Source organism: Mesorhizobium sp. Root695 (assembly GCF_001428185.1).
Taxonomy (GTDB): Bacteria; Pseudomonadota; Alphaproteobacteria; order Rhizobiales; family Rhizobiaceae; genus Mesorhizobium.
This window is the reverse complement of record NZ_LMHO01000022.1, coordinates 20,753-41,783: the sequence shown is the minus strand read 5'-3', so window position 1 is coordinate 41,783 and position 21,031 is coordinate 20,753. Positions and strand designations below refer to the sequence as shown.

The following is a 21,031-nucleotide window of genomic DNA, read 5'->3' as shown; positions in this document are numbered from 1 at the left end:
AGGCAAGAATTTGCCTGGTCCAGTCGCATTTGCGGTACTGTTGTTGCGTTCAACGCTTTGCGACACCGACCTCTTGCGCAACTGTTCATTTCCGGCTGACGTTGAAAAGCAGCTTTTCATTCGATTTCTTCAACGCTAGAGCAAAGCACCAACAAGTCGACAGGGCGCAGCATGACACTCTATCGGGCCAACCCGAAGCACGGCGTCGCCTGGATCACGGGCGGCAGCAGCGGTATCGGCCGTTCGCTGGCCAGGGATCTTGCGTCCCAGGGCTATGCCGTGGCCGTGACAGCGCTGGACGACGATCCGATCGACACGCTTGTCGTCGAGACCGCGCAGATGCCGGGCAGCGTCACGGCCTTTCCTTGCGACGTCACCGACGAGCCACGCATGGCAAGAACCGTCGCCGCGATCGAGAAGGAACTCGGGCCCATCGTGCTCGCCGTCTTCAATGCCGGAAACTACATTTCGACGCCGGGTGAAAATCTTGTCGTCAACGACTTTCGCCGGACCTTCGAGGTCAACTATTTCGGCATCATCAATGGCCTGGTGCCGGTCATCGAACGCATGCGTGTGCGAGCGCGCGGCCATGTCGTGCTGGTCGGCTCTGTCACGTCCTATTTCGGCTGGCCGACAACGGCCGCCTATGGCGGCACCAAGGCGGCCATCAACATTCTGGCCGAGTCGCTGAAGTATGATTTCGACAAAATGAACGTGCGCATCCAGGTGTTCAATCCCGGCTTCATCGACACCCCGCTGACCGAGAAGAACATGCTGCCGATGCCGGGGCTGATGCCGGTCAGCCGCGCATCGCGGCGCATGGCGCGGGGCATCAAGTCCGGCGGCTTCGAAGTCACCTTCCCGCGCCGGACAAGCTGGCCTCTGAAACTGCTCAGCCTGTTGCCGAGGCCGCTTTGCAGAGGGTTTATCAGCCTGATGACCAGCTGGAAGGCGCGGCCGCTGCATTACGACCGCAAGCCGCCAGTCGAATAAGCATGTTCACGAAGTTGGCCGGCGCGCCTGCTTCGGGCCGCCGTTTGCCCTGTTGGTGGCCGCTGCCATAAGTTGAGCTAGTGTTGCGTGGAGTCTGCGATGGGGCGACGGATCGTGCTTGCTGTGCTGGGCCTTGTCGCCATCCTCACACTGGCCTTCGTGCTCGGCCCACGCGTTCCCGTCGACACCACGATTCGTTTCGATCCCTTGGTGATCGGCGACGACCCGCAGGCCTATGTGGCAAAGGTGGAAGCCGCTGTACCCGGAATCCGCGACGGGCTGGAGAAGGAGATCGTCTGGGCCAATCCGATGGTGCATGCGAGGACGCCGCTGTCGATCGTCTATATCCACGGCTTTTCCGCATCGAAGGGCGAGGTCCGCCCGCTGCCCGACGACGTGGCCGACCAGCTCGACGCCAACCTCTTCTACACCCGCCTTACCGGTCACGGGCAGGACGGTGCGGCGATGACGCAAGGCAGCATCGATGCCTGGATCAACGACTACGAGGAAGCGCTCGCCATCGGCCGGGCGATCGGCGACAAGGTGATCGTCATCTGCACCTCGACCGGCGGCTCGCTGGCGGTATGGGCCGCGACGCAGCCGGGCGCTTCGGACGGCGTCGCGGCGATTGCATTTATCTCGCCGAATTTCGGCGTGAAGGCGTCCGGCGCCGAGATCCTGACCATGCCATGGGGCAATCAGATCGCCAGGCTGGTCGCCGGCAAGGAACACAGCTTCGTGCCGCGCAACGCGCTGCATGAAAAATTCTGGACCACCCGCTATCCGATCGAGGCGACCTTGCCGATGCAGGCGCTGACCGAGCTTGCCTATGGCGCGCCGGTGGAGAAGGCGACCATCCCTGCCCTCTTCCTCTTCTCGGATTCCGACAGTGTGGTGCGGCCCGATCGCACCCGCGAAATTGCCGGGCGCTGGGGCGCGCCGCATGAACTCGTTCCGGTCGACGACACCGGCGACCCGGACAACCACGTCATTGCCGGCGACGCGCTGTCGCCGTCGACCACGGCCTTTCTCGCGCAAAGGATTGCCGTCTGGGTCGAGGCGGTGGTGAAGTAGGCAGACGAAAAAGGGCGACCGAAGCATCGCTTCAGCCGCCCCTTCCTTGGTCGGTCCCGGCAATCAGCCAGCCTGAGCCTGACTGATTACAACGCGGTCTGGCTTACGCAGCCCGCGCAGCCGGACGCTTGCCGCCGAAGCGGCGCTTGTTGTTGCCCTTGAAGGCCGGCTTGGCGCCTTCCGGCTTGCGCTCGCCAGCGAAAGCCGGCTTGTCGCCGAAGCGCTTCTTGCCGAAGCCGTTGCCTTTGTTCTCGCCACCGGGCCGCCTGCCGTCGCGACGACCATTACGGTCGTTGCGATCATTGGCCGGCTCGAAGCGCTCGTTCTTCTCAGCCGGATTGCGCTGCGGATCGGGGCTGCCGAGATGGTCGGCAACGATCGGCAGCTTGGTGCGGATGATGCGCTCGACCTGGCGCAGCTTGCTGTTCTCGGAAGGATCGCAAAGCGTGATCGCGATGCCGTCCATGCCGTTGCGGCCGGTGCGGCCGATGCGGTGAACGTAGCTCTCCGCTTCGTCAGGCAGATCGAAATTCACGACATGGCTGATGCCGGGCACGTCGATGCCCCGCGCCGCAATGTCGGTCGCCACCAGAATGCGCACCGAACCCTCGCGGAAATCGTTCAGCGCCTTCTGACGGGCGTTCTGCGACTTGTTGCCGTGGATGACAGCAGCCTTGAAGCCGTCGCGCTCAAGGTCCTTGGTCACCCTGTCGGCACCATGCTTGGTGCGCGAAAAGATGATGACGGACTTCATCGCCTCGTCGGCAAGCATCGTCGACAGCACCTGGCGCTTCTGCTTGGTGCGGGCAAAAACGACGCCTTGCACGATCTCGGCCGCTGCTGTGCTCTGCGGCGCAACTTCGACGCGGATCGGGTTCTTCAACAGGCCCTTGGCCAGTTCGGCGATTTCGTTGGGCATGGTCGCCGAGAACAGCACCGTCTGACGATCGGGCGCGGTCGCCTTGGCGATGCGCTTGACGTCGTTGATGAAGCCCATGTCGAGCATGCGGTCGCCTTCGTCCAGCACCAGCCATTTGGTGTCGGCAAGCACGAGGTCGCCTTCACGCACCAGATCGGTCAACCGGCCGGGCGTTGCGATCAGGATGTCGACGCCGGGAGCAACCTTCTTCACCTGGCTGAAGCGGGAGACGCCGCCGAGCACGAGCGCGGTCGAAACATGCGCGCCCTTGGCGAGGATCTTGATCGTGTCCTCGATCTGCACGGCGAGTTCGCGCGTCGGCGCCAGAATCAGCGCACGCGCCGTCTTCGGCCGGCGCTTGGTGCCGAGTGCAATGATCTTCGACAGGATCGGCAGCGCGAAGGCCGCGGTCTTGCCCGAGCCGGTCTGGGCAATGCCGAAAATGTCACGGCCTTCCATCTGCGGCGGGATCGCCTGTGCCTGGATAGGCTTCGGTTCGGTGAAGCCGGCGGCATGGGTGGCCTTGAGCAGCGCACCCGTAATACCCAGTGCCGCGAAACCGGTGAGTTCCGCAGTGTTGCTACTGGGCAAAGTGTTTTCGTTGGTCAAAATAATCTTCTTTCACGCGGCTTCTGGCCGCAAACATCGATGGCGGCAGGGCGCAACCTGCCGTCGAAAAAATTGATATGGAACGACAAGGCGGGCGGACGCTAACGTCCACTCGGCTGCGCTGTCGTGCCCGCCGGCATCATGCCACGGGGCTTTTTCGCCGCTTTGTGATGTACCGGAAAGAGGGGCCGATATACCGGAAAGAGGGAAAACAGACGCAACCAGTCTCATTCGTCGAGAAGGCCGGATTCGTTCCCGGCCCAAGCGCCTATGGGCTGCATATGGCTGAGTTCGCCCCCAATTGCAAGGGGCTTCATGCTGCAGCGCAGCAAAACCCTTGGCGCAAGCGGCGCTTGCGCTCGCTTGCCGGCACGATTACCACGAAATGCCGCTGGCTTGGGAGGTAATCGATGAAAGACGTGCTGAAGGAACTCGAGCGCCGCCGCGAGATCGCCCGCATGGGTGGCGGCCAGGCTCGCATCGACGCCCAGCACAAGAAAGGCAAGCTCACCGCGCGCGAACGCATCGAGGTGTTTCTCGACGAGGGCTCGTTCGAGGAATTCGACATGTATGTCGAGCACCGCTCGACCGATTTCGGCATGGAAAAGACCAAGATCGCCGGCGACGGCGTCGTCACCGGCTGGGGCACCGTCAACGGCCGCCCGGTCTACCTCTTTGCCAAGGACTTTACCGTTTTCGGCGGTTCGCTGTCGGAAGCGCATGCCGAGAAGGTCATCAAGGTGCAGGAGATGGCGCTGCGCAATCGAGCGCCGATCATCGGCCTCTATGATGCCGGCGGCGCACGCATCCAGGAGGGTGTCGCCGCACTCGGCGGCTATGCCGAGATTTTCCAACGCAACGTGCTCGCCTCCGGCGTCATTCCGCAGATCTCGGTGATCATGGGGCCTTGCGCCGGCGGCGACGTCTATTCGCCTGCCATGACCGACTTCATTTTCATGGTGCGCGACACCTCCTACATGTTCGTCACCGGACCGGATGTGGTGAAGACCGTGACCAACGAGACGGTGACCGCCGAGAGCCTCGGCGGTGCCTCGGTCCACACGACGAAATCCTCGATTGCCGACGGCGCCTACGACAATGACGTCGAGGCGCTGCTGCAGATGCGCCGGCTGGTCGACCTGCTGCCGGCCTCCAACACATCGGAGCTTCCCGAGATCGAATGCTACCAGTCGGTCACCAACCATGACCTGTCGCTCGATCGGCTGATTCCCGACAACGCCAACAAGCCCTACGACATCAAAGAACTGATCATGAAGGTCGCCGATGAAGGCGACTTCTTCGAAATCCAGCAGAATTTTGCCAAGAACATCGTCACCGGCTTCGGACGCGTCGAGGGCCGCACGGTCGGCTTCGTCGCCAACCAGCCGATGGTTCTGGCCGGCGTGCTCGATTCGGACGCCAGCCGCAAGGCAGCGCGCTTCGTGCGCTTTTGCGACTGTTTTTCGATCCCGATCGTCACCTTCGTCGATGTTCCGGGCTTCCTGCCCGGCACCGCGCAGGAATATGGCGGGTTGATCAAGCACGGTGCGAAACTCCTGTTCGCCTATGCCGAGGCCACCGTGCCGAAGATCACCGTCATCACCAGAAAAGCCTATGGCGGAGCCTATGACGTGATGGCCTCAAAACATCTGCGCGGCGACATGAACTATGCCTGGCCGACGGCGCAGATCGCGGTGATGGGCGCCAGGGGCGCGGTCGAGATCATCTATCGCAAGGACATCGGCGATGCGGAAAAGATCGCAGCCCATACAAAGGCTTACGAGGATCGCTTCCTGTCGCCCTTCGTCGCCGCCGAACGCGGCTATGTCGATGAGGTGATCATGCCGCACTCGACCCGCCGCCGCATCGCACGAGCGCTGCGCATGCTGCGCAACAAGGATATGCAGAACCCCTGGAAGAAGCACGACAACATTCCGCTGTGAGGCGTCGGCAGCTCACTCCTCTTCCGCCGCGCCAAATCCCGCTCCCATGGTGGCGCGGACAGGGCTGGCCCATGGCGTTGCGTGGTTGTCGATGCGCATCTGGAAGATGAAGTAGGTCGGCGAGCAGAAGCCGATGCCTTTCACTTTTGAAATGCCCGGCGTGTCCGGCGGCAGCGACTGGCACATATAGTCCTCGCGGCAGAAATGATCGGCTGAACAGGCCGGCCGGTTGCCGCGATTGACGGCGCCGCCGAGGCATTGGTCGAAATTGTTGGTGGCCACGCAGATGTCGAATTTCTTGCCGCCGACCAGCCCGCAAATCTCGTTCGGCATCGGCTTGCCGGCTTTGAAGGCGGCAAATGTACGGTCCTTGTCGTCGCAGCCGCGATAGGCGATGCCGCCAGGCACGCCGATCTTCGGCGGACGGCAGGTGTAAGCGGTGCGCGAAACGTCAGGCGCGAAGGCCGCGAACTGGCCCGATATGCTGTAGCGGTCGTTGAAAGGCTGCGCCGCATTGCTGGCGATCGAGCCGGTCAGACAAGGATGCCCGGAAAACATGTCAGCGCTATCCTTGGGGAGCAGGCATTGCGCCAGTTTGGTGCGCACGCCTGAAGCGGTGGCCAGCGGCGTGCAGACGGTGCCGCTGCCGCATTGCCAGCTCGCACCGAAGCGTGCGGCATCTTCCGGCATCAGGCACGGCATTGCCATCTCTGCCGGCGCGTACTCGACCTCGATATCCGTCCAGGCCGCCGGCGGCGCAAAGGAGAGCGGCCGGAAGCGGTTTGGCTCGTTGCCTTCGGCGGTGGCGCGAAGCCAGGCCTGGCGGCGCGGAATCTCGGCATGAAGATGCGGCGAGATGCCGACCTCGATGCGATTGAGCGGCGACGTCGTCTTGTCGTCGAGGCCGATGAAATGGAACCCGGCGGTGGAACCGGCCTGATGGCAACCCTGGCAGGCGCCATTGTCCAGCCGCTCGACCAGCGCTTCCGGCGTGCGCACCAGTTTCAGCGTGGAATAATCGAGCGCTACGAATTCCTTGAGTTGGAATAGTTGCGTAAACGGATGATTGGCCTGCCGCGCACTGCCGAAGGTCGACCATGAGATAATTTTTCTGGCCAGGAACTCGTCGGGGATTTGATAGACGCCTTCGTCGACCGCGGGCAGATTGGCGCCGACATAGGCGGCGAGCCGTGCCTTCAATGCCGCATTCTGCGAGAGCCGTGTGGTGTCGGGCGTGTTTTCCAGCGGCTTCTCGCTGATATCAGCGCCATCGATGCCGAATATCCGCATGAGATAGGCCGCCTGCCCGCCGAACTCGGTTTCCTGGCCGGAGGGAAGGCGCACCACCTGTGCGTTGAGCTCCAGCTGCTTTAAGGTCAGCCCGGTCCTCTCCAGCGGTCCACCGGTCAGCCAGCCGGCATCGACGCTCTCGTCAAGCTGTGGCGTCCAGCGTCCGGCAGTGCCGATGCAGCCGCCATCGGCATCGGGTGCCGCGCTGTAGATGGCATTGAAATTGAACGGCAGGCGTGACGCCAGCAGCTTGCCGTTCTTCCGAAAGCTGTAGGCCAGGCGGTAGATCAAGCGCACCTCGCCGCAGCTCTTGTCGCCCTGCAGCACTGCGAAGTCGCGACGGTCGAGCCGGTTGACGACACCGACCAGCCGGAAACGCGCGGCATCGGTCTTCAGCCAGCGCATGTCCATGATGCGGCCGACATTACCGTCGGTGACCTCGTAAAGCGGCCGCCCGCCGGCCTTCATGTCGGCGCGCAGCGCCGCAACATCGGAGGCTACCGTCTCGACGATGGCGTGATAGGCCGGCGCCTCGTCGTAGAGCGTCTTCAGACCATCCTCGCCGTCGACCCCGAAAACGGCGGCGAAGCCGAAACCCTTGGCATCGAGCGCGGCGAGCACCGTCGGGTTGTCGACGACGGTCACAGGGCCTTCGGCGCGCGCCGTCGACGCCATGAAGGCGCCAAAGAGAGTTGCGAGCAACAGAGCCAGAGCGCGGCTCATTGGGCGGCCGTGCGCGCGTCGAAGAGTTGGCGCAACACCGGCACCAGCGCCAGGGGCAGATCCTCGGCGATCAGACCGGGGCCGAACCGGCTGCCGGCTTCGGCATGCAACCACACCGCCGCACAGGTGCCTTCGAAGGGTGGCATGCCCTGTGCGAGCAGACCGGCAATGATGCCTGACAACACGTCACCTGACCCGGCAGTGGCCAGCCATGCCGCGCCATTGGAATTGATCGCCGCCTTGCCATCAGGCGCAGCGATCACCGTGTCGGCGCCTTTGTAGACGATGACGGCATTGGCCCGCGCTGCGGCCGCACGCGCCTTGTCCAGTTTCGACAAGGTGTTGTCGCCAGCGATATCGGGGAACAACCGGCCGAATTCACCGTCATGCGGTGTCATCACCAGAGTCGGTGCGTTGGGCTGATTGGCGGCTTGGAACAAGACGTCGGGAGCCTCGCGAAACGAAGTGATTGTGTCGGCGTCGAACACAAGGCCTTCGACCGCCGCGGAGGCGTCCTGCGGCCGGCGAGAGCCGAGAAGCGCAAGCGCGAAGGCCTGAGTTCTTTCACCAACACCAAAGCCGGGTCCAAGAACAAAAGCCGACGGCCGACGTTCGCCGACAAACGCCTTGATGTCCTCGACGTCGTCGGTCCTGCGCAGCATGATCGAGGTCAGGTGTGTCGCGTTCACCTGCATGGCATTGGCTGGCGACAGCACGGTGACCGCCCCTGCCCCGCTTCTCGCCGCGGCCATCGCCGACAGCCGCGCCGCACCGGTCGCGCTGGGGCCGCCGGAAAAGACGCCGACATTGCCACGCTTGTATTTGTGCGCGTCAACCGCCGGCACGGGAAATTCCCGCAGCCACAGGTCCGGCACATTCTCGAAGGTCGATACAGCGAGCTGGGCAATGATGCTGTCGCCGATGCCGATATCGGCGAGCACGATTTCACCGCATTGCCCGCGTCCCGGCAGCAGCAGGTGGCCAGGCTTTTTCCGTGCGAAGGTGACGGTGACCTCGGCGCGAAACGCCCTACCCAATATTTCGCCGCTGGCACCCGAGACGCCCGACGGCAGGTCGACCGCGACCACAGGCAGGCGCAGGGCTGTCACGGTATCGACGGCTTTCGCGGCATCGCCGGACAGCGGCTTGGACAGCCCTGCCCCATAGAGCGCGTCGACCACGATCGAGCCGGACCCGGCGTCGAAACCAGACAGCGGCCGGGGCTTGATCGGGCATTCCGAGGCGGCGAGCGCCGCATCGCTTTCCGACCTCGGCGCTCCGGATGCCCAGATCGTTGTGCCGACGCCGCTGACGGCCAGGATGCGGGCGACGACATAGCCATCGCCGCCATTGTTGCCGGGGCCGCACAGCACATGGACGTGCGTCGCCGGGGGATAACGCTTGAGTACCTCAGCCGCGACCGCTTCACCCGCGCGCCGCATCAGGGCGATGCCGTCGGCCGGACCGGCGGCGATCGTCAACCGATCCGCCTCGCTCATTTCGGCGGGAGAAAGAAGTTCGCTGCTCATGGATTGCCGATCCGCATGCGATCAAGCATTGTCCAATTTTCGATCCGAAGCAAACAAAGGGGAGTTGCCGCGATCTGCAGCCATATCGTCAGCATGAGGACATTGCAGGCATGAGATTGCCTGAGGGATAGGCGATATGCCTAATTTTTGTGCGGACGCTGGTTCCGGCGCTATGTAAGCTCCGGCAGCCCGTGCCGCTTCCGGTGCAGCGAATGACGCGAATTTGCATCCCGGCGCGGCGCGGCTTTGAAATCGTATGAGACCGCTTCGAATCCGTCCAATTGGCACAGTTCGTGCTAGATGGAGGCGCAAGCGGGGGCTCACAACCCGTTTTTTTGGCAGTGGAGGCCACTTTTTACATGAAAAAGATCGAAGCGATCATCAAGCCATTCAAGCTGGACGAAGTGAAGGAAGCGCTTCAGGAGGCCGGACTGCAGGGCATCACTGTCACCGAGGCAAAAGGCTTCGGTCGCCAGAAGGGCCATACCGAACTCTACCGCGGCGCCGAATATGTCGTCGATTTCCTGCCCAAGGTGAAGATCGAGGTCGTGCTTGGCGACGACGCGGTCGAAGGTGCGATCGAGGCCATCCGCAAGGCGGCCCAGACCGGCCGCATCGGCGACGGCAAAATCTTCGTTTCCAATATCGAGGAAGTCGTGCGAATCCGCACCGGCGAAACGGGCATGGACGCGGTCTGACCTGACCCGGCCATCCTCCTGAAAACGTCATCATCAAAAAACGTCATCACACAGGGATACATGACATGACGACAGCCAAAGACATCATGAAGCAGATCAAGGACAACGACGTGAAATTCGTCGACCTGCGCTTCACAGACCCGAAGGGCAAGCTGCAGCACGTGACGATGGATGTCATCGAGGTCGAGGAAGACATGTTCGCCGATGGCGTGATGTTCGACGGCTCGTCGATTGCCGGCTGGAAGGCCATCAACGAGTCCGACATGGTGCTGATGCCCGATCCTGAAACGGTCCACATGGACCCGTTCTTCGCGCAGTCGACCATGGTCATCCTGTGCGACATCCTCGATCCGGTTTCGGGTGAATCCTACAACCGCGATCCGCGCGGTACGGCCAAGAAGGCCGAGGCCTATATGAAGGCGGAAGGCATCGGCGACACCATCTTTGTCGGCCCGGAAGCCGAATTCTTCGTGTTCGACGACGTGAAGTACAAGGCCGACCCCTACAACACCGGCTTCAAGCTCGACTCGACCGAGCTGCCGTCGAACGACGACACCGACTATGAGACCGGCAATCTCGGTCACCGTCCGCGCGTCAAGGGCGGCTATTTCCCCGTGCCGCCGATCGACAGCGCGCAGGACATGCGCTCGGAAATGCTGACCGTGCTCGCCGAAATGGGCGTGCGCGTCGAAAAGCACCACCACGAGGTGGCAGCCGCCCAGCACGAACTCGGCATCAAGTTCGACGCGCTGGTGCGCAATGCCGACAAGATGCTGATCTACAAGTACGTCGTGCACCAGGTTGCCAACGCCTACGGCAAGACAGCGACCTTCATGCCAAAACCGATCTTCGGCGACAACGGCTCGGGCATGCACGTCCACATGTCGATCTGGAAGAACGGCAAGCCGACCTTCGCCGGCAATGAATATGCCGGCCTGTCGGAAAGCTGCCTGTTCTACATCGGCGGCATCATCAAGCACGCCAAGGCGATCAACGCCTTCACCAATCCGCTGACCAACTCCTACAAGCGTCTGGTGCCGGGTTACGAAGCGCCGGTGCTGCTCGCCTATTCGGCGCGCAACCGCTCGGCCTCCTGCCGCATCCCGTTCGGCTCGTCGCCGAAGGCCAAGCGCGTCGAGATCCGATTCCCCGATCCGGGCGCGAACCCCTATCTCGGCTTCGCTGCGCTGCTGATGGCCGGCCTTGACGGCATCAAGAACAAGATCCATCCCGGCCAACCGATGGACAAGGACCTCTACGACCTGCCGCCGAAGGAATTGAAGAAGATCCCGACCGTCTGCGGCTCGCTGCGCGAAGCCCTCCAGAGCCTCGACAAGGACCGAGGTTTCCTGAAGGCCGGTGGCGTGTTCGACGACGACCAGATCGACAGCTATATCGAGCTGAAGATGGCCGAGGTGATGCGCTTCGAAATGACCCCGCACCCAGTCGAGTACGACATGTACTATTCCGTCTGAGATCCATCTCAGACTAAGGTTCAATCCAATATTCAAGCCCTTGAAAGATTTCCCTCTTTCAAGGGCTTTTTGCTGCGCACCGATAGGGCGTGCCTGCTGATCGAGCCCGATTTCGCGCGCGCCGACTGGACATGAGCAGCGTATCTGCGTTGAGTTTTCGACGCTCGCGCGTATGTCTGGGTTCATGAGCGCGCGGTCCATCGGCAGGCACGACACATCGATCCGGTGACGTCAGTCCCGGGTTCAGCAAAGTCAGATGAATGGAAAGCGGATCACAATTCGATCGCGAACATGAAGCCAGGAGCGAGCGGAGCACTGTCTCAGGCTACAGTGACCGCTCGTCCGGCGCCCCCGCCAATGCCGCCGTTCAAGAAAACCCCGCCCGTTCGAACAGCATTGCGTGACGTAACCCCAAGGCCTGCGAATACGCATGCCGCGCTGCGACCTGTCAACGCCGCCAACCGGGCTGTGGATGGCCGATTTCGTTGCATGAACAGATGCTTATGGAAGGGCAGTAACCACAAACAGGGGCTGGAAAAGGCGGTTTTCCGGGCTTTTCCGAAAAGTGATAGCTGGAACCGCCTACGGCCACGGCCGGGAATCCAGCGGGATTCCGACCGCCTGAATTGCCTGACTTTTTCTGGGTATGTTCTGTCCGGGACGCGATCCGCCGGACAACGGCAAAAAAGGAACCCCGGCCTTCGCCGGACACTTGGCTATTTTCATCAGCTCACAAGCAAGAAGCCCCGGCGTTCTCTCGCCGGGGCTTCTTGTCATCTATACCGAAATGCTTATGCGGCAGCGGAAACCTGGGCGCTTGCCGGCACCGAAGCGATCGTCTTCAGGATCTGCGAGGCGATCTGGTAGGGGTCACCCTGCGAGTTCGGCCGGCGGTCTTCCAGGTAGCCCTTGTAGTCGCTCTTGATGAAGGAATGCGGCACGCGGATCGAGGCGCCGCGGTCGGCGATGCCATAGCTGAACCGGTTCCACGGTGCGGTCTCGTGCTTACCGGTCAAGCGCTTGTCGTTGTCCGGACCGTAGACGGCGATGTGATCCATCAGGTTCTTGTCGAAAGCCGCCATCAGCGCTTCGAAATAGGCCTTGCCGCCGACTTCGCGTATATAGGCGGTCGAGAAGTTGGCGTGCATACCCGAACCGTTCCAGTCGGTGTCGCCGAGCGGCTTGCAGTGGTATTCGATGTCGATGCCGTATTTCTCGGTCAGGCGCTGCATCAGGTAGCGGGCCATCCACATCTGGTCGGCGGCCTTCTTGGAGCCCTTGCCGAAAATCTGGAATTCCCACTGGCCCTTGGCCACTTCGGCATTGATGCCTTCGTGGTTGATGCCGGCGGCGAGACAGAGGTCGAGATGCTCCTCGACGATCTGGCGCGCGACCGAGCCGACATTGGAATATCCGACGCCGGTGTAGTACGGACCCTGCGGTGCGGGATAGCCGCTCTCGGGGAAGCCGAGCGGGCGGCCATCCTTGTAGAAGAAATATTCCTGCTCGAAGCCGAACCAGGCGCCCTCGTCATCGAGGATGGTGGCGCGCTTGTTGGAGGCATGCGGCGTGACACCATCTGGCATCATGACTTCGCACATGACCAGCACGCCGTTGGTGCGGGCGGGATCCGGATAAACGGCAACCGGCTTCAGCACGCAGTCGGAGCTGTGCCCCTCGGCCTGCTGGGTCGAGGAACCATCGAAGCCCCACAGCGGCAGCTGCTCGAGCGTCGGGAATTCGGCGAATTCCTTGATCTGCGTCTTGCCGCGAAGGTTGGGGACCGGGGTGTATCCATCGAGCCAAATGTACTCGAGCTTGTATTTCGTCATTCTAGCCTCTCGTTGCTTGATCACCGAACACTGAACGGCGTCGACATGCGTCTGCCATCAGCAGCCGGCCCTGCCGGATCCTTAAAACGCAATTCGTGTGCCACTCTTGGCCTGGAGGGTGCGGCAAAATTGACGCGGCATTCCATTGAAGTTGGCGCGCCGCCTAAGCAATGCGTCCGCATCAATCACAGCCGCAATACGCACAAATAATAGGCAAATACTGATCTTTTCGTAGGCATATTGCCTATCTTGGTTGCAGACCTTATCTTCAGATCAAGTTGAATCGACAAGGTTCGGCAGAAGAAAGGAGCTCGACAATGGAAATCATTTCCACGCGACCGTCGGCCAAAATTCTGATGTTCCCGGCGGCAACGCGGGCCTCTGCCTCAAATTTGAGCAGCAAGGCTAAGTTTGCGGCAGAGCTTGCCTCGCTGCGTGGTGTATGGACGGATTTCGGCGATGGCTGGTATCACGAGGCGGCCATCGAGGACGAGAAGCAGGAACGGCAAAGTTAACCCCTGCCCCCATCACCAGTCTGACACGTATTGAAAAACCCGGCGCGATCGCTCGCGCCGGGTTTTCTGTTGGTTCCTGAGTAGTCCGTTACTGCTTGGTGTTCAGATCGGTTCCCAGCGTGTCCTTGACGAAGATCATGCCGATGACCAGCGTCATCGCGGCGATGATCACCGGATACCAAAGGCCGTAGTAGATGTCGCCTTTGTAGGCACTGAGCGCAAACACGGTGGCCGGCAGCAGACCGCCGAACCAGCCATTGCCAATGTGATAGGGCAGCGACATGCCAGTGTAGCGAATGCGGGTCGGGAACATCTCGACCAGGATCGCCGCGATCGGCCCGTAGACCATGGTCACGAACAGGATCAGGATGAACAGTATGCCGATCGTCATTGGCCAGTTCACGGCCGCCGGATCGGCGAACATGGCGAACGCGCCGCCGCCCGGAATATTGTAGACGGTGACTTCAGGTGCGCCAGCCGCCTCATCGGTGGTCAGCAGCTTGTCCTTGACCGCCTGGTCGATCGGCACCGTCGCCTTCTCACCGGCGCGGATGGCGGCGGCGTCCAGCTTCAGTTCCGGGTTGGCGGCGACAAACGCGTCGAGTTTCTGGTCCGCAACCTTGATTGCCGCGCGCTTCAGCGGATAGCCGCCGTCCCGCAACGACATGTTGACGGCTTTCACGAAGGCTGCGTCCTTGGCCTTGGCCTGATCGCCAGCGGCGATAGCGTCATAGGAATCCACCGTCTCGTTGCCGATCTTGACCGATGCGGGTGTTCCGGCCGCGGCCGTCGACTCCACATCATAGGGAACCGAGTTTTTGGTCAGGAACGAAGTCGCGATGTCGCAGGATGTCGTGAACTTCGCCGTGCCGACCGGATTGAACTGGAACTTGCAGTCGCCAGGTGCAGCCGTCACCGTCGCCCGCGTGTTCTGCTGGGCCGTGGCAAGCGCCGGATTGGCAGCCCAGGTCAGTGCCTTGAACAGCGGGAAGGTGCAGACAATCGCCAGGGCAAGGCCCGCCATAATAATCGGCTTGCGGCCGATCTTGTCAGAGAGCCAGCCGAAGACGACGAAGAAGATCGAGCCGATCGCCAGCGCGATGGCGATCATGATGTTGACAGACTGCGCGTCGACCTTGAGCACGCTGGTCAGGAAGAACAGCGCATAGAACTGGCCGTTGTACCACACCACGGCCTGGCCGGCGGTGAGGCCGAGCAGCGCCAGGATGGCGATCTTGGCATTCTTCCACTGGCCAAAGGCTTCCGAAAGCGGCGCCTTGGAGCCTTTCCCTTCGTCCTTCATCTTCTGGAAGGTCGGAGATTCGGAGAGAGACAGCCGGATCCAGATTGAAACGGCGAGCAACAGGAAGGAGACGATGAAAGGAATGCGCCAACCCCAGGCGGCGTAGCTTTCCTTGCTCAGTGACGCCTGCACGATCAGGATGACGATCAGTGACAGGAAGAGGCCGAGCGTCGCCGTCGTCTGGATCCATGATGTGTAGAAGCCGCGGCGGTCATCAGGCGCATGCTCGGCGACATAGGTGGCCGCGCCACCATATTCACCACCGAGCGCCAGGCCCTGTAGCATGCGCAAGATGATCAGGATCACGGGAGCCGCGATGCCCAAGGTCGCATAGCCAGGGAGCAAGCCGACCAGGAAGGTCGACAGGCCCATGATCGTCATGGTGACGAGGAAAGTATATTTACGGCCGACAAGGTCGCCGATGCGGCCGAAGAGCAATGCGCCGAACGGGCGTACCAGGAAGCCGGCGGCGAAAGCCAGCAGCGCGAAGATGTTGCGCGTCGCTTCCGGAATGGCTGGACTGAAAAAGGTCGAACCAATGAACACGGCCAGCGAGCCGTAGAGATAGAAATCATACCATTCGAAAACGGTACCGAGCGAGGAAGCGAAGATGACCTTCTTCTCCTCTCGCGTCATGCCGCGGCTTGCTCCGGCGGTTGATGCCATTGCCATTGAGTTGTCCTCCCGTGAGACCCTTGTCCTCGATGCTGCACAGCATTTGTCCGTGTTCTCCTCCGAACGCGGACTCATGACAGCCATCCCGGAAGAAATGACAGAAAGCAGCCGCCAAAGGCAGCGCGTCTTTGGGATTATGACTTTGGTATTAGGTGCGCTGCGGGATGAAGTGGAGCGAGCGGCGAAGCCCGTCAGCCCTTGAGCGCTTCGAGCAGGCCGATAGCGGCCATCATGTCGCGCTTGCGGCCCGAGCGGCGTGCGACCGCTTCGGCGTCCTGCCCCCAATGCTCGATTTGCCAGTCCTCGTCGACATGGCCGGCAGCCCAGGCAGCCTCGGCGTCGAGCTCGCCGAGATCGACAGCCAGCGCCAGCAGCGCCGAGCCGGTCAGCGAGGTCATCACATGGATGGCGGCGAGCCGCAGCGGGTCGGCGCGCTGGGCAAGATGGCTGCCCAGCACGGCGATGGTCTCACGCGGCTGCTCGACATGGATGATCCCCTCGGCGAGATTAAAGCGAGCCCCGAGCGTCGCCCTCGCCCAGTCGATCACCGGGTCCCAGTGCTGGTTCTGCCAATCCACCAGCCCCTGCGGCGCGTCGGCGCGATAGCAGAGCAGATCGGATGAGGCGAAGCGCAGAATGTCTTCCAGCACCGCCTGCGGGTCGGTGGCGACGCCATCGATGGCGGTGTTCACAAGGCGCATCACCGGCATGGTCACCGGATCGATGGTCTCGCCCTGTGCGGCGAACTCGTCGGCGACGAGCGCCGCCGCCGCCTCGGTCGGCAGTGCCAGCAGCGCCTTGGCCGGCGTGCGCACCGGCTTGCCGTCGAGATGCACGGCAAAGCCATTGTCCACAGGCGCGACCGAGACGGTCTTGTAGAAGCGCTTCGGCAGATGCGTCTTCATCTGGATCTGAGCGCGGCGCACCGGATCTGGGTCGGAAAGATGTTTGCCCGCTTCGAGATCGTTGAGGATATCACGCATGGAAGTCTCTCTCACACCAGCGTCAGCTTGCGCACCGGCCGGTTGACGATGATCAGGCCGGCGGCGATCAGGCCAAGTGCCAGGAAAATGCGCATGGTCAGCGGCTCATTCAAGAACATGGCGCCGCACAGCACGCCGAAAACCGGCGACAGGAAGGTGAAACTCGACAGGCCTGACGCCGGATAGCGCCGCAGCAGCCAGAACCACAGCACATAGGTGAAGGCGACGATGTAGACCGCCTGGAAAAGCAGAGCCAAAGTCGGCAGCACGGTCGGGTCGCGAACGGCCGGACCGGCGAGAGGCAACACCAACATGCCGACGATTGCCGCGCCGGCGAGCTGATAGAGCAGAAGCTTTTCAGCACTCGCCTCGACCAGCTTCGACCGCTTGATGAGAATGTTGGTCAAGGCCCAGAAAAATCCGGAGCCGAGGCTCAGGAGATCGCCGAACAGCATGTCCCCGCCGCCGCCGAGCTTGTCGGAAAACACCGCGGCAAGGCCAGCAAAGGCCAGCAGCAGACCAAGCAACTTGCGCAAGGTGATCTGCTCACCGAGCAGGAAATGGCCGCCGAGCAGCATCCAGAACGGCATTGTGTTGACCAGCAGCGTGTTGCGGGCAACGGTGGTGTGCTCCAGACCAACATAAAGGCAAAGGAACTCGATGCCGAAAAGCGCGCCAACCGCGATGCCGGCGAGCAATGTTCCATCACGGGTGAAAAGCGCTATGCCGCGCCACCGGCACCAGGCGAACACACACAAGCCGCCGATGATCGAGCGCGCAATCGACAGGAAGACGGGGTCGTAGCCGGCGTAGGAGATCTTGGCGGCGACATAGTTCAGCCCCCAGGAAAAGGTCAGGCCGACCATGATGGCGGCAGCGGCCATGTCGACCGTGTCGCGCCGGTCGAGCGCGTCGGTGGCGCCGCTCACAATCAGTCCTCCGCGCTGGCGTCGTCGAAGCCGATCAGGTTCCAGCTCTGGCGCATATGCGGCGGCATCGGCGCGGTGACATCGATGACGCCCTTGTCCGGGTGCGGAATGATGATGCGGCGCGCATGCAGGTGCAGGCGGTTTTGAATGCCGCCGGGAAAGTCCCAGTTGGTATCGGCCTCGAAATATTTCGGATCGCCCAGGATCGGGCAGCCGATGTAAGCGGCATGGACGCGAAGCTGGTGCGTGCGACCCGTGTAGGGCTCCATTTCCAGCCAAGTCATCGTCTGCGCCGCCTGCTCGATGATACGGTAGTAGGTTACGGCGTGGTCGGCGCCCTTTTCGCCATGCGCTGCGACACGCACGCGGTCACCGTCCGGCGTCGGCTCCTTGATCAGCCAGGTCGAGATCTTGTCCTCGCGCTTGGGCGGCACGCCCTTGACCAGCGCCCAATAGGTCTTCTTGGTCTCGCGGGCGCGAAACGCTTCCGAGAGCTTCATGGCGGCAAGGCGGGTGCGGGCGACGACCAGCACGCCCGAGGTGTCGCGATCGAGCCGATGCACCAGCCGCGGCTTCTCGCCCTTCTGGTTGCGCCAAGCCTCCAGCATGTCGTCGACATTGCGGGTGACGCCCGAGCCGCCCTGCACGGCAAGGCCCGCCGGTTTGTTGAAGACAAAAACCTTGGGATCCTCGTGGATCAGCATTTTCGCCAGGACGTCGGCATCGCCCTGGTTGCGGATCGAGTGACCGGTCAGCGCGCTCTCGCCCTTCTTGTCGACCTCGAGCGGCGGAACGCGGACCATCTGGCCGGGTTCGACGCGGGTGTCGGCCTTGACCCGGCCGCCGTCGACGCGGATCTGGCCGGAGCGCAGCAGCTTTTGCAGATGGCCAAAACCAAGGCCCGGGAAGTGGGTCTTGAACCAGCGATCGAGCCGCATGCCCGCCTCGCCGGCCTCCACCGTAATCTGTTCAACGCCTGCCATATCTTTTCGCTTATCCGTTTCCCGAGCAGAGCTCGGCCTGCCCTCGGCGCGGCAATAGCATTATGAAACGGTTCTTGCGAGCCAAAGTCCCAGAAACAGGGCGATAATGGCGCCAATGACGCTGGCAAGGGCATATCCAAACGCCGGCAGCGTGGCTCCCCGCTCCCAAAGCGTCGCGAAATCGAGCGAGAACGCGGAAAAAGTGGTGAAGCCGCCGAGAATGCCGGTGGCGACGAACAGTCTGAGCTCGTTCGATCCGCCGCGGCGCGCGAGGATGGCGATGAACAGGCCCATGGCGAAGGAACCGACGATGTTGATGGCCATCGTGCCCCAGGGATAGTTGGGGCCGACAAGGCGCAGAGCGCCCATGCTGGTGAGATGACGAATGCCGGCGCCGATGCCGCCGCCGACCACAACGAGAAGCAGATTGAACATAACCGTTTCTGCCCCCGCCGGGGCGGCGAGGTCAATCCCCTGTGCGCGTAGGCGCTGGCACCGGGCAAACAGTTGAACGCGTCAGGAACCGCCTCTCACGCCCGTTGTCGAGCGAGAACATGCCGCCCCTGCCTGGCACGACGTCGATGATGAGATCGGTGTGTTTCCACACCTCATATTGCGAAGCGCTGATGTAGACCGGCGTCTCGCCGATCCCACCCAGCAGGAGATCATTGTCGCCGACGATGAAATCCCCCTGAGGATAGCACATGGGCGACGACCCGTCACAGCAGCCGCCAGACTGGTGAAACAGCACCGGACCGTGATCGGCGATGATTTCGGCCAGAAAAACCTTGGCTGCGGGCGTCGCGGAAACCTTTCCCATGGACACCTTATCGAGCCTGACAATCCTCCCAAAGGCCAATGCGGCGGCGCGGCCTGTTGGCCGCGCCGCCTGAGATACCGCCTTTGCGGGCGATCAGAAGAAGCCGAGTTTCTTCGGGCTGTAGCTGACCAGCATGTTCTTGGTCTGCTGATAGTGGTCGAGCATCATCTTGTGGTTCTCGCGGCCGATGCCGGACTGTTTGTAGCCGCCGAACGCCGCATGCGCGGGATAGGCATGGTAGCAGTTGGTCCAGACGCGTCCCGCCTGGATAGCGCGGCCGAACCGGTAGCAGCGGTTCGCGTCGCGGCTCCAGATGCCGGCGCCGAGGCCGTAGAGCGTGTCATTGGCGATCGACAGCGCTTCGTCATCATCCTTGAAGGTGGTGACGGAAACCACCGGCCCGAAGATCTCCTCCTGGAAGACGCGCATCTTGTTGTGACCCCTGAACACGGTCGGCTTGACATAGTAGCCGCCCGCCAGATCGCCCGGCAGATGGTTCTGTTCGCCACCGATCAGCACTTCGGCGCCCTCCTGCCGGCCGATGTCGAAATAGCTCAGGATCTTTTCCAGCTGTTCGCCCGACGCCTGCGCGCCAATCATCGTTGCCGGATCGAGCGGATCGCCCTGGACGATCGCCTCGACCCGCTTCAGAGCCTTTTCCATGAACTTGTCGTAGATCTTCTCATGCACCAGCGCCCGGCTCGGGCAGGTGCAGACCTCGCCCTGATTGAGCGCGAACATGACGAAGCCTTCGATCGCCTTGTCGAAAAAGTCGTCATCCTCCGATGTCACGTCCTGGAAGAAGATGTTGGGCGACTTGCCGCCGAGTTCGAGCGTCACCGGGATGAGGTTCTGGCTCGCATATTGCGAGATCAGCCGGCCGGTCGTCGTCTCGCCGGTGAAGGCGATCTTGGCGATGCGGTTCGACGAAGCGAGCGGCTTGCCGGCCTCGAGGCCAAAGCCGTTGACGATGTTGAGCACGCCGTCGGGCAAGAGGTCGCCGACAAGGTCGGCCCAAAGCATGATGGTGGCGGGCGTCTGTTCGGCCGGCTTCAGCACGACGCAGTTGCCTGCGGCAAGTGCGGGCGCCAGCTTCCACACCGCCATCAGCAGGGGGAAGTTCCAGGGAATGATCTGACCGACGACGCCAAGCGGCTCATGAAAATGATAGGCGACGGTGTCGTGATCGATCTCGGAGATGCCGCCTTCCTGGCTACGCACGGCGCTGGCGAAATAGCGGAAATGGTCGATCGCCAGCGGCAGATCGGCGGCGGTCGTTTCGCGGATCGGCTTGCCGTTGTCCCAGGTCTCGGCGAGGGCCAGCAGGTCGAGATTGTCCTCCATGCGGTCGGCGATGCGGTTGAGGATCAACGCGCGGGCGGCGGCGCTTGTCCTGCCCCAGGCATCCTTGGCCTTGTGCGCGGCGTCGAGCGCTGCCTCGATGTCCCGGGCGTCGGACCGAGCGACCTCGCCCAGCGGCCGGCCGTTTACCGGCGAGATGTTCTCGAAATATTTTCCAGACAGCGGTGCCACCCATTTGCCGCCGATAAAGTTCTCATAGCGCTTGGCGAAGGGAACCTTGGCCGTGCGGGAAAATTCCACCTTGTTCATTGTCTTCCTCCCAATATGCAGCGCCACGGGATGTGACGTGTCACTGGGAAGAGTTGCGGATGGGGTTGGACTTGTCAGCCCATGCCCAGCATTCGACCGGTACCGAGTGTCGCATATCTGCGACAGC

At 62.2% G+C, this 21,031-nt stretch carries 18 protein-coding genes; 7 read left to right on the top strand and 11 right to left on the bottom strand.

The genetic code is table 11. The annotated features are described in order from the left end of the window. Positions 1–171: 171 nt before the first annotated feature. Positions 172–993, top strand: coding sequence for an SDR family oxidoreductase (locus tag ASD99_RS18890; RefSeq protein WP_056588652.1), 822 nt, complete (start codon positions 172–174; stop codon positions 991–993). Positions 994–1,092: 99 nt separating this feature from the next. Continuing rightward, complete coding sequence (locus tag ASD99_RS18885) at positions 1,093–2,067, top strand: alpha/beta hydrolase (RefSeq protein WP_057144570.1); 975 nt, start codon at positions 1,093–1,095, stop codon at positions 2,065–2,067. 103 nt (positions 2,068–2,170) lie between these two features. On the opposite strand, the gene ASD99_RS18880 is transcribed toward ASD99_RS18885, so the two are convergent. Then, positions 2,171–3,595 (bottom strand): DEAD/DEAH box helicase, encoded by a 1,425-nt coding sequence (locus ASD99_RS18880; protein WP_056588648.1) that lies wholly within the window; start codon positions 3,593–3,595, stop codon positions 2,171–2,173. 410 nt (positions 3,596–4,005) lie between these two features. Here ASD99_RS18880 and ASD99_RS18870 point away from each other — a divergent pair, with 410 nt between their 5' ends. Then, positions 4,006–5,538 carry an acyl-CoA carboxylase subunit beta gene (locus tag ASD99_RS18870; protein ID WP_057144568.1) on the top strand — a complete coding sequence of 511 codons (1,533 nt, stop codon included), beginning with the start codon at positions 4,006–4,008 and terminating at the stop codon, positions 5,536–5,538. A gap of 12 nt (positions 5,539–5,550) precedes the next feature. On the opposite strand, the gene ASD99_RS18865 is transcribed toward ASD99_RS18870, so the two are convergent. Beyond that, positions 5,551–7,551: a hypothetical protein gene (locus tag ASD99_RS18865; RefSeq protein WP_057144567.1), complete on the bottom strand. Its 2,001-nt coding sequence runs from the start codon at positions 7,549–7,551 to the stop codon at positions 5,551–5,553. Beyond that, complete coding sequence (locus ASD99_RS18860) at positions 7,548–9,080, bottom strand: NAD(P)H-hydrate dehydratase (protein WP_057144566.1); 1,533 nt, start codon at positions 9,078–9,080, stop codon at positions 7,548–7,550. The genes ASD99_RS18865 and ASD99_RS18860 overlap by 4 nt, the downstream gene beginning before the upstream one ends. Positions 9,081–9,439: 359 nt before the next feature. On the opposite strand from ASD99_RS18860, the gene ASD99_RS18855 reads away from it, so the two are divergent. After that, positions 9,440–9,778, top strand: coding sequence for a P-II family nitrogen regulator (locus tag ASD99_RS18855; protein WP_006205430.1), 339 nt, complete (start codon positions 9,440–9,442; stop codon positions 9,776–9,778). A gap of 65 nt (positions 9,779–9,843) precedes the next feature. Beyond that, positions 9,844–11,253: a type I glutamate--ammonia ligase gene (gene glnA / locus ASD99_RS18850; RefSeq protein ID WP_056588641.1), complete on the top strand. Its 1,410-nt coding sequence runs from the start codon at positions 9,844–9,846 to the stop codon at positions 11,251–11,253. 791 nt (positions 11,254–12,044) lie between these two features. On the opposite strand, the gene ASD99_RS18845 is transcribed toward glnA, so the two are convergent. Continuing rightward, positions 12,045–13,085 (bottom strand): glutamine synthetase beta-grasp domain-containing protein, encoded by a 1,041-nt coding sequence (locus tag ASD99_RS18845; protein ID WP_057144565.1) that lies wholly within the window; start codon positions 13,083–13,085, stop codon positions 12,045–12,047. A gap of 317 nt (positions 13,086–13,402) precedes the next feature. Between ASD99_RS18845 and ASD99_RS18840 the strand changes: the two genes are divergently transcribed. After that, the gene (locus ASD99_RS18840; RefSeq protein WP_056588636.1) at positions 13,403–13,600 is read left to right on the top strand and encodes a DUF2735 domain-containing protein; all 198 of its coding nucleotides are present in this window, start codon (positions 13,403–13,405) and stop codon (positions 13,598–13,600) included. A gap of 88 nt (positions 13,601–13,688) precedes the next feature. On the opposite strand, the gene ASD99_RS18835 is transcribed toward ASD99_RS18840, so the two are convergent. Next, the gene (locus tag ASD99_RS18835; protein WP_056588634.1) at positions 13,689–15,575 is read right to left on the bottom strand and encodes an MFS transporter; all 1,887 of its coding nucleotides are present in this window, start codon (positions 15,573–15,575) and stop codon (positions 13,689–13,691) included. Between ASD99_RS18835 and ASD99_RS33930 the strand changes: the two genes are divergently transcribed. Beyond that, positions 15,514–15,780: a hypothetical protein gene (locus ASD99_RS33930; protein WP_162252258.1), complete on the top strand. Its 267-nt coding sequence runs from the start codon at positions 15,514–15,516 to the stop codon at positions 15,778–15,780. The two genes, ASD99_RS18835 and ASD99_RS33930, sit on opposite strands and share 62 nt — an antisense overlap. Here the strand turns inward: ASD99_RS33930 and ASD99_RS18830 are convergent. From ASD99_RS18830 to adh, 6 genes are all read right to left on the bottom strand, one after another. Beyond that, positions 15,770–16,561, bottom strand: coding sequence for an ATP12 family chaperone protein (locus tag ASD99_RS18830; protein WP_057144564.1), 792 nt, complete (start codon positions 16,559–16,561; stop codon positions 15,770–15,772). The two genes, ASD99_RS33930 and ASD99_RS18830, sit on opposite strands and share 11 nt — an antisense overlap. An 11-nt stretch (positions 16,562–16,572) precedes the next feature. After that, entirely contained in the window at positions 16,573–17,445 is an 873-nt protein-coding gene (locus ASD99_RS18825) for a DMT family transporter (protein ID WP_057144578.1), read from the bottom strand. A gap of 47 nt (positions 17,446–17,492) precedes the next feature. Continuing rightward, positions 17,493–18,473 carry an RluA family pseudouridine synthase gene (locus ASD99_RS18820; protein WP_056588630.1) on the bottom strand — a complete coding sequence of 327 codons (981 nt, stop codon included), beginning with the start codon at positions 18,471–18,473 and terminating at the stop codon, positions 17,493–17,495. 60 nt (positions 18,474–18,533) lie between these two features. Further along, positions 18,534–18,908 carry a fluoride efflux transporter CrcB gene (crcB, locus tag ASD99_RS18815; RefSeq protein WP_057144563.1) on the bottom strand — a complete coding sequence of 125 codons (375 nt, stop codon included), beginning with the start codon at positions 18,906–18,908 and terminating at the stop codon, positions 18,534–18,536. A gap of 31 nt (positions 18,909–18,939) precedes the next feature. Then, entirely contained in the window at positions 18,940–19,293 is a 354-nt protein-coding gene (locus ASD99_RS18810) for a DUF779 domain-containing protein (RefSeq protein ID WP_057144562.1), read from the bottom strand. A 93-nt stretch (positions 19,294–19,386) separates the two neighbouring features. Then, a complete protein-coding gene (gene adh, locus ASD99_RS18805; RefSeq protein WP_056588624.1) occupies positions 19,387–20,904 on the bottom strand; it encodes an aldehyde dehydrogenase in 1,518 nt (505 codons plus the stop codon). Positions 20,905–21,031 lie beyond the last annotated feature (127 nt).